This window comes from Microcystis sp. M079S1, assembly GCF_020246425.1.
Classification (GTDB): Bacteria; Cyanobacteriota; Cyanobacteriia; order Cyanobacteriales; family Microcystaceae; genus Microcystis; species Microcystis aeruginosa.
Genome location: NZ_JADBSZ010000218.1, coordinates 1 through 8,627, shown reverse-complemented (window position 1 = coordinate 8,627; position 8,627 = coordinate 1). Strand labels below are relative to the sequence as shown.

Here is an 8,627-nt window from a genome sequence, read left to right as displayed (position 1 = left end):
CGATAGTAACATATATTGCCGTCTTACTCAAGTCAAATACTCACCTTACTCGCGCTCCCATCGGTGACACTTATAGCGGTATTCAGAGTCATGAGGTACGCCAATTTTCTTCCCTGTTCTCCGCTCCCCATTCCTAATTCAAAAGCGATAACTTCTGTCCCTCACCAGATATGATAATTGCGATAAAATACTCTGACTCTGTATTTGCCGGTTTATGAGTTGACGAGGATTTCAGCGATTGCCTGGGAGATGGGAAAATAAGGAGGATAAAGTTCTAGCCAGAAAAACTCACCAACGGGATTAATTTCTAAAAAGATATAACGTTCATCTGGTGTGACAATCATATCAATTGCGCCATAATTAAGACCGAAATATTTCACTAATTCTAGTAGTTGCTTTTCAATATTTTTCGGTAAATCGTAGGGTTGCCATTGTTGATGTAGCGCTCTTCCCTCTTTTCGCCAATCGTAGATAGCGCCGTCTAATTGTTGGGAATTAATCGCCGCCGTAAATATTTGTTCACCGACAATAGTGATGCGTAATTCCAAAGCTTTAGGAATGTTTTCCTGAAAAGTCATTGGACAAAATTGCAAACCTTCCAAATTATCTAGGTCTTCCTTAGTAACAGGACTGGTAAAAACAACCATTTCCTCTTGCTTGTCTCCATAAATAGCAAATTGAGAAAGCATTTTAGTCACAATTCCTGTTGCTTCAAACTCCTGAGCAAATTGCTTGACAGCTTCAGGATTATTAGAAGTTAAAGTCCCCGGAATTAATAAACCTAATTGTCGCGCTACTTGTAACTGCAATTGTTTATGATTGGCATGATCTACCTTAGCAATTGGATCAAGATGAAAGCCAGATAAACTAGCAATCATTCCTCGAATACTTAACCGACATTCCTTAAGAGAAGCTTCGCGAAATTGACTATCCATCCCATCGGGTAATTTTAGTCCGTATCTCATGCGTCGATACCAGACAGAAGAAACTTCTTTTAGCTCTAATTTTTGGTCTCCATCGGTAATAATTCCGCCTTTTTGACCGCCTGAGTAAAGATCAACTTTCACCTCTGTAGGGAAGCGATCGGTATCAAAACGGAAGGCTTTTTTCCCCATCGTTTCTATGGCTTTGATTACCAGAGGAATACTTTCATTATCGTGGCTAAAAGTAACAATTAAAACGGTCATAGATTTCCTTGATGATTTGGGATTGAGAATCCTGATTAGATTTTGGATTGAGAATCTTGATAATCCTAAAATCCTCAAAATCCTGATTAGGTTTTGGTTTGATTTTTAGCATACTAAAAAATCAGCGATTGCATTAGAAATAGGTAAATCTAAATCCCGTTCTAACATTCCCCACTCACCACCCGGATTAACTTCTAAAAAAACGTATTCTCCCCCTGGAGTTAAGATAAAATCAAACGCCCCAAAATTCAACCCTAAATTAGCCATAAAAATCTGAAGTTGCTGCAATAGTGAATCGGGTAAAGTATGATGTTGCCAAGCACCCGGATCAATACCCGGTCTTCGCCAATCTACGGCAGAATTATTATACTGAGAAGATTCTAAAGCTCCCACAAATGTCTGTCCATTAACCACGACAACTCTCAATTCTAATTGTTTGGGAATTTCCGCTTGAAAAACCATAGGACAATAACGTAAAGATTCCGCTTCCTCAAGGTCTTCTGCTTTCACCCTACTGGTATAAAGAAAAAATTCCGGCGACTCCATACTGCGGGCGATCGCAGTTAACAATTTACTCACCATTCGTCCCTGAACCTGGGAAAAAAACTCCCGGGCAGCATCGGGATTATTGGTAACTAAGGTAGGGGGAATAATTAAGCCAACTTCTGAGGCCAAACGAAGTTGTAATAACTTATTTTTAGCCTTCTCAATTTGCGCTAAATTATCTAACCAACGCGCTGACCTTAAACTATCCCAAAAACCAGCCAAAGTCGTCTGGGATTCTCGCACACAAGCCTCCCGAAACTGAGGATCTAAATCCCCTGTTAGTTCAGGCTGCCAAATACGTCTTGTCCAAACAGATTGCACCTGTTGACTATCAATAGATTGATGGTTATAGGTTAATTGATAAAAACTTTTTTTACCATTAAATTGGGCTGCTAATTGAACCTCTAAGGGAAATTTATCGGTATCTAAGCGAAAAGGTGTGGCTCCTTTTTTTTCTATCGCCTCAGCCACGCGGTCAATCGTGAAAAAATCGCCGCTATGGGTCAACAATAAAACAACTTTAGGCGATTCTTTCATGTCAATTGCAAATCTCTATATTTTAACCCATTTTAAGGCTTTTGGGCTGGTATTTATTGGCCAGAATCTCAATAAAAGGCGGCAAAAATTGCTGCTTTTGCTTAACTAATTGCAGTATTGGTTTTTTGTTGAGTAATTACTAAATTTAGTTGACAGCACTTCTCAGTATCTCAACGTGCAGTTTTTTGGCTGCGAGCCTTGCTTAGTGGCTCCTTTAGCTTTTTGTCTGTACGGTGTAATCAAGAAAAGTGCTGCAATTACTCATGTAACCTGAGTTTAAAAGTCTTCCCAGTCAGAAGGGTATTTGAGTGTTTGACGTCCTTCCTCAGGAGACTTGATGGAAGATTCCTCTTTGCTTACGGACAAGAAACGAGCAAAGAAAGGAAGTGCTTTACCTTGTTTATCGTTGGGATATGCCATAGTTATTCCTCTGGTAATTTCGAGTGAATAGGTTTAATCACTCAGATAAAAACAACCACCTGTACTTACCCCTGAAAGCTTTGCTGTGCATGGCTTTCAGAATTGGGATTGTGCAAATAATTTGCTTTTATTTGGGTGATGGAGGTCATAATAACCACTAATCTGGCAAATGTCAAGCACTTAAGAACAATTTCTGCTAAATCCGACATTCAGCACATCTTCATATACTTTTATATATTTTTACATTCCCCAAGATGTTTTAACGAAAAACCTTGATTGTAGAAACTACTATTGAGAACATTTTCAATAATTGATTTTTTCTGAGAAAAAAATTTACAATTCTTCACCTTGATCAAAATCCATCATTGTAGCTATAATCCTTACTGGACAAGGATTGTAAGCAATATATTGGTAAAAATTATTAATTGAATGTTAAGAAGCGCGGAAAGTGGGATTTAATACTCCACACTTAAAACTCAAATCTGATAACTGATAACTGATAACTGATAACTGATAGCTGCACGATTAATTAGTACAAACGCTTACGGGGGCGATAATTAGCCACGGATTCCACTAAACCCAAGGCGATAAAATTGGTTAATAAAGATGAACGTCCATAACTTAACCAGGGTAAAGGAATCCCTGTAATCGGGGCTAATCCCACGGTCATGCTAATATTAAGAATTGCCTGAAAAGCGATCATCGAGAGAACACCGATCGCTATTAAAGAACCAAAGTTTTCTTTGGCAGTATTAGCAATGACTAACAAACGCCAACAAACTAACCAGAAAGCTATTAAAACTAGAATACTGCCGACAAAACCGAATTCTTCCCCGACTACGGAGAAGATAAAATCGGTGTGTTGTTCGGGAATAAAATTTAATTGGGTTTGGGTGCCTTGGTGTAATCCCCGTCCCAATAATTCTCCCGATCCGATGGCAATGCGGGATTGAATTAATTGATAACCTCCCCCCAAAGGATTCTTTTCTGGGTGAAGAAATAGGGTTAAACGATCTTTTTGATATTCTTTTAATAAACCCCAAAAAACCTCGCCTAATTTACCCACCGCCAGATTAGTTGCCACCACGATGAAGGTGGATAAAAAACGGTAGGGAAGGGTAAACCAAGCAAGTACACCGATGATAATTGCTAAAACAATCCAAGCAGGAAAAAGTAAATTAAACAGAAAAACCGATGCGAGGGGAGATAAGAGGATAATCATCCAAGGTAGTTTCGCATTAGCCCAGTAAATCATGCCTAGGGTAATTGCACCAAAGACTAATCCCGTCCCCAGGTCCGGCTGCGCCATAATTAACACCCAGGGGATGGCAGTGACGACAAAGACACGAGCGATCGCAAAAAGATTATCGGCGGGACGATGATGTAGGAGGGCTGCTAGGGTGATAATTAAACCTACCTTGGCAAATTCCGACGGTTGCACGTTAAAACTGCCGATATTAATCCAACTTTGCGCCCCATTCGCCGTCACCCCTAGGACAATTACCGCAATTAGGGAGAGATTAGTGAGAAGATAGGTTAACCAGTGCCATTTCAGCAGACTTTCGTAACGACAACGGGCCAGAAATAAAGCGATCGCCACTCCCACGCATCCGAATAACCAGTGTTGCCACCAATCGAGAGCAGTGGTATGTCTTTCGGCACTACGAATCATTAAACCACCGAAAACGGTTAAACCCGTCACCAAAACGAACAAAAGCCAATCAATTTGGGCTATATCCCGGAAAATGAAGCTAAACCGCTCACTAAAACCCCTTAGTTTCCTACTAATAAGGGACTGTCTTCTCACCATTTCTCTCCCCAAATTTACTAACTATAGGCTGCCACGGATACTTTCGCCGCCACCTGACGAGCGATCGCTATCAGGGCTTTAGCTGAGGCCGATTCCGGTTGCCCCAAAACTACTGGTACACCAGTATCACCGCCCTCCCGGAGGGATATCTCCAGAGGCACACATCCCAGTAAAGGAATGCCCAATTCTTGCGAGGTTTTTTCCCCACCACCGGACCCAAATAGATCATAGGAGCGATCGGGCTGATCGGGAGGGATAAAATAACTCATATTTTCCACGATACCCAAAACCCGCGCCCCTAGCTGTTGGAACATTTTTAAACCCCGGCGAGCATCAATTAAAGAAACCGTCTGGGGAGTGGTGACAATCACCGCACCCGCCAAGGGGACCGATTGAATTAAAGTTAATTGTGCATCCCCGGTACCGGGAGGCATATCGACGATTAAATAGTCTAAATCGCCCCAATTGACTTGATAGAGAAACTGACGGATAATGCCGTTTAACATCGGACCGCGCCAGATTACCGGTTGATCGGGGTTGATCAAAAAGCCCATGGAAACCATTTTGATGCCATGGTTGAAAGCGGGTTCCAATATCTCGCCATTTGCGCCCTGTACCGTCACTTGTGCGTCATTTAAGCCCAACATTGTCGGGGCGTTGGGGCCGTAGATGTCCGCGTCTAATAGCCCCACTTTTGCCCCTAAATGAGCCAAGGCGACGGCGATATTGACAGCCACGGTACTTTTTCCCACACCGCCCTTACCACTGGAAACGGCGATAATATTTTTAACCCCCTCCACGCCTTGGCGATCGGGTAAAGCTTTTTGTTGCGGGGTTTCGGCAGTTACTGCCACAGCGACACTTTCCACACCGGGCAGCTGTTTAACGGCTTTTTGGCAGTCTTCCACGATAAATTCGCGCAAAGGACAGGCAGGAGTCGTCAAAACTAGGGTAAAGCTAACTTTTCCGCCATCGATCGCCACATTGCGGATCATGTTCAATTCCACTAGGCTTTTTTGCAGTTCTGGATCTTGAACGGGACGTAATACTTCTAAAATCGATGCGGTATCAAGGGGCATGGTTTCAGTGTCTCTAGTCAAGTATTGTTCTTATGGTTATTTATCTTAACCTTGATATTTCTACTTATGACCTAAGAGAGATGCTCCCGTATTTTCTTAAATGTACAGTGGGATCGTCTGGGAGTAAGTCACTTTTGCGAGTGCATAAATTTGACACTCGTGGGACAAGTCACTGAACACCTAAGACAAGATTGTTGACTTCAAACAAAGGGAAAAAAGATGTTAAAAATTACTGCGGATCTATATTCTGGACGAGCGAATCCAGAGTGGATTATCAGCGATGAACAGGAAATTCGCGCTACCCTGCGGGAAATTGCTAATAATGCTAGTGTCATCGCTAAATCGGCACCAGCCAACGCTGGTCTAGGATTACGGGGATTTTTAGTAGAACCCCTCAACGATGAGGTAGGCCGCAATTACAATCTGCCAGAGAGTATTTATCTAGCGGCTGGACAGTATGCTACCAGTTCTAAAGCCAATGCTATTGCCGAAAGACTGGTCGGTTTAATCAATAGTGCTGAAATAACCACCAGAATGACCCCTGAAGAAGAAGCTCTATCTTTAGATGCAGATCTACAGGGGTTTTTGCAGGAACAATTATATGTAGGTGAGCGCTTGACGCTCCTCGATACGGAAGGATTAGAATTATCCCCCGAAACTGTCGAAATTCCCCTCGAAACCCCCAAGGCCGCCTGCCAATACGAATTGGGAGCTTATAATCCCAATTTCTGGAACAACAACGCAACTATCCTGCGGAACAATAAGGGACTTGCGTATTAATAAATTACCATCTAGACTGTCGCTACTACCAAATGAAAATGAGGAGGAGGAAAAATGGGGTATTTAGAGCCGGTTGATACAACTATAAGCATTATCGAACGAGTAGGTCTCCTGGATAAGTTGCTACTAAAGTTCATCAGCAGTTCAAAAAAGGCTTGGCAGAGTTTGGCAGAAGCTCTAAATGAGATAGAGAAGAGTACGACCGCCCTTCGAGATGCATTACTTGCCGTAAGCAACATCTCAGTTGTAGAGCCTGTCACCAGCGACGTGGCAAAAGAGTTAGATAACCTTGCTTCTGGTGTATTGGAGATTTCTGTACAAAAGGCTAAGGGAAGTTGTCATCGGATCGGGGAGATCTATGATACTTATCTTTCAGGGATTCTGAGTAACTTTGTCCAGAGCAAGTTCTTAAACTCAACTGAAGTGGGCGAACTTGAGGGGTTGTTCTACGATCTTTCCAAATCTGATGCATCATTCCTTGAAATCGCCCAAATCATCTCTGGTAGATTACGGGAGGTTTCAGAAAGTATCCGCACCCATCTTGAAAATAAAGATTCCTTGAAGGCAAAGGAGATCATTTCCGCTCTCCATAACGAATCCATAGAGAAAGCTAAACGGCTCAATGCAGTTCTCGTGAAGATGATCGAACTACAAGGTGAGTTTGCGAAAAAGTCCGGTTCCATATAGTCGGTCGGACATATCAAAACATAGCCAGCGCATGATGTGTACGCGAGGCGGAGTTGGACAATAATCGAGATATGAAACAATTTTTTGCAAAGTTGTTGAATTAACGTGAAATTTTGCCATATAGGTGGAAATCTATGGGCGTTTTAGATTTTGGCGAAAATCAGATCATATATCGTGTATACCGACGAGATAAGGGACTTGCGCTTTGATAATGTACCTTTTGGGCGAACGCAGTTCGCCCCTACATTGTGGACAAAATCCGTTACTGTCGGGGCGCCAGGAACCTGCGCCCTCCGCTCGCTCAGGTTTGCTGATCACCCTAAGGGACTTGCGCTTTGATAATGTACCATCTGGCTGGTCTGGTTCTTCTACAGAGCGATTTTCTGGCTGGGATATTATTCCTACGCAAGTCCCTAAGTAGGGGGAGAGCCTTCGAGAGCCCCCGCAGCTAAGGGACTTGCGCTTTGATCATATGCCATCTGGCTGGTCTGATTCTTCTACAGAGCGATTTTCTGGCTGGTATATTATTCCCACGCAAGTCCCTAACTGCTACAACTACGCCAGTAACAAACGCACCGATACCTTTGCCCAACCCGGACGCGGTTGTGGTAATATCTACCGCTCGCTCACCTGTGCGGAAGTGACCCGAGCTTCCCTGTGTGATGGCTTACACGTGCGCTATAATTGTTTCCCCGCCTCCGAAGCCCCTCGCTATCTGGTGGCCCTAGTTATAGCTCCAGGAAGAGATTTCCACTGGTATCGACTGAATAAAGAGGGTTTCTGGAGTCATAAACCCGGTTCCACGCCGGTCAGAAATGTTGATAAGCTTTTACGCATTTAAGTTACATTGACAGCATTACCCTTATTTTTAAGTTTTCTACTCCATTTAATAATCAATCCCCCTTCATTTAAAAGCTGATTGACTACTTTTTCTAGTTCTTCTTTATTTTCAAATTCTCGATTAGCTATGTATTCTTTAGCGGAATGCCACACTAATTCTATTAGGTTGTAATCTGGACTATAAGCTGGTAAAAGCTCTAGCCTAATATTGGGCAACTCTTTTTCCACTTGCTCAATAACATCTTTCTTTTTGTGATAACTAGCATTGTCTAATATAATGATAATCTTTAGTCCTTTTTCTGGAAAATATTCGGGCAGATTTCCCAAGTTTATCCATTCTTGACGAATTTCTTCATGAAGTTTCTTTAATTGTTCATGGAAAGTTTCTGAATTTCCTTTTTTGATCATAAAACAGACTCGTTTTTTGTCATTATATCTTAAGGCTCCCATCACATTCACCCTTCCTCTTTTTCTTTGCCCGTTCACTTTTTTTCGCTTTCCTTTTTTTGTCCAAGCTCTCCTTCTTATTACTCTCAAACTAAATCCACATTCATGAGGGGAACCCTGTGGCGAACCTGCGTCGCCACCTTGAAAGCCCCGTCCCAAAACCATACCTGGATTGACTCTGGCTTTTCTTTAGCCAACCTTAAATATTCATCTAATTTTTCTTTAAATGCTTTTCTTAATTTCTTGTCTTGCTTATCTTCTAGACTATATTTCGCCCAGATATACACATACTTT

General features: G+C 42.3%; 8 protein-coding genes and 1 pseudogene. 3 read left to right on the top strand and 6 right to left on the bottom strand.

Annotated elements, in window-relative coordinates; all coding sequences use genetic code 11:
• Positions 1-212 precede the first annotated feature (212 nt).
• The 5 genes from IM456_RS14570 to IM456_RS14550 all read right to left on the bottom strand — a co-directional run bounded on the left by IM456_RS14570 (position 213) and on the right by IM456_RS14550 (position 5,579).
• Positions 213-1,187, bottom strand: a complete 975-nt coding sequence (locus IM456_RS14570) for an MvdD family ATP-grasp ribosomal peptide maturase (protein ID WP_149988297.1) — start codon at positions 1,185-1,187, stop codon at positions 213-215.
• Positions 1,188-1,292: 105 nt separating this feature from the next.
• Positions 1,293-2,270 carry an MvdC family ATP-grasp ribosomal peptide maturase gene (locus IM456_RS14565; RefSeq protein ID WP_287693740.1) on the bottom strand — a complete coding sequence of 326 codons (978 nt, stop codon included), beginning with the start codon at positions 2,268-2,270 and terminating at the stop codon, positions 1,293-1,295.
• A 276-nt stretch (positions 2,271-2,546) separates the two neighbouring features.
• Positions 2,547-2,690 (bottom strand): microviridin/marinostatin family tricyclic proteinase inhibitor, encoded by a 144-nt coding sequence (locus IM456_RS14560; RefSeq protein WP_287693737.1) that lies wholly within the window; start codon positions 2,688-2,690, stop codon positions 2,547-2,549.
• A 529-nt stretch (positions 2,691-3,219) separates the two neighbouring features.
• A complete protein-coding gene (rodA, locus tag IM456_RS14555) occupies positions 3,220-4,500 on the bottom strand; it encodes a rod shape-determining protein RodA (RefSeq protein WP_149988294.1) in 1,281 nt (426 codons plus the stop codon).
• Positions 4,501-4,517: 17 nt separating this feature from the next.
• Entirely contained in the window at positions 4,518-5,579 is a 1,062-nt protein-coding gene (locus tag IM456_RS14550; protein WP_061430267.1) for an Mrp/NBP35 family ATP-binding protein, read from the bottom strand.
• 219 nt (positions 5,580-5,798) lie between these two features.
• Here IM456_RS14550 and IM456_RS14545 point away from each other — a divergent pair, with 219 nt between their 5' ends.
• From IM456_RS14545 to IM456_RS14535, 3 genes are all read left to right on the top strand, one after another.
• Entirely contained in the window at positions 5,799-6,359 is a 561-nt protein-coding gene (locus IM456_RS14545) for a hypothetical protein (protein WP_287693733.1), read from the top strand.
• A gap of 54 nt (positions 6,360-6,413) precedes the next feature.
• On the top strand, positions 6,414-7,046 hold the full coding sequence (locus IM456_RS14540; RefSeq protein ID WP_287693731.1) for a hypothetical protein: 633 nt from the start codon (positions 6,414-6,416) through the stop codon (positions 7,044-7,046).
• Positions 7,047-7,518: 472 nt separating this feature from the next.
• The gene (locus IM456_RS14535) at positions 7,519-7,887 is read left to right on the top strand and encodes a hypothetical protein (RefSeq protein WP_287693729.1); all 369 of its coding nucleotides are present in this window, start codon (positions 7,519-7,521) and stop codon (positions 7,885-7,887) included.
• On the opposite strand, the pseudogene IM456_RS14530 reads toward IM456_RS14535, so the two are convergent.
• A pseudogene (locus IM456_RS14530) lies at positions 7,884-8,627 on the bottom strand (IS630 family transposase); the annotation flags it as partial. The gene IM456_RS14535 and the pseudogene IM456_RS14530 overlap by 4 nt on opposite strands.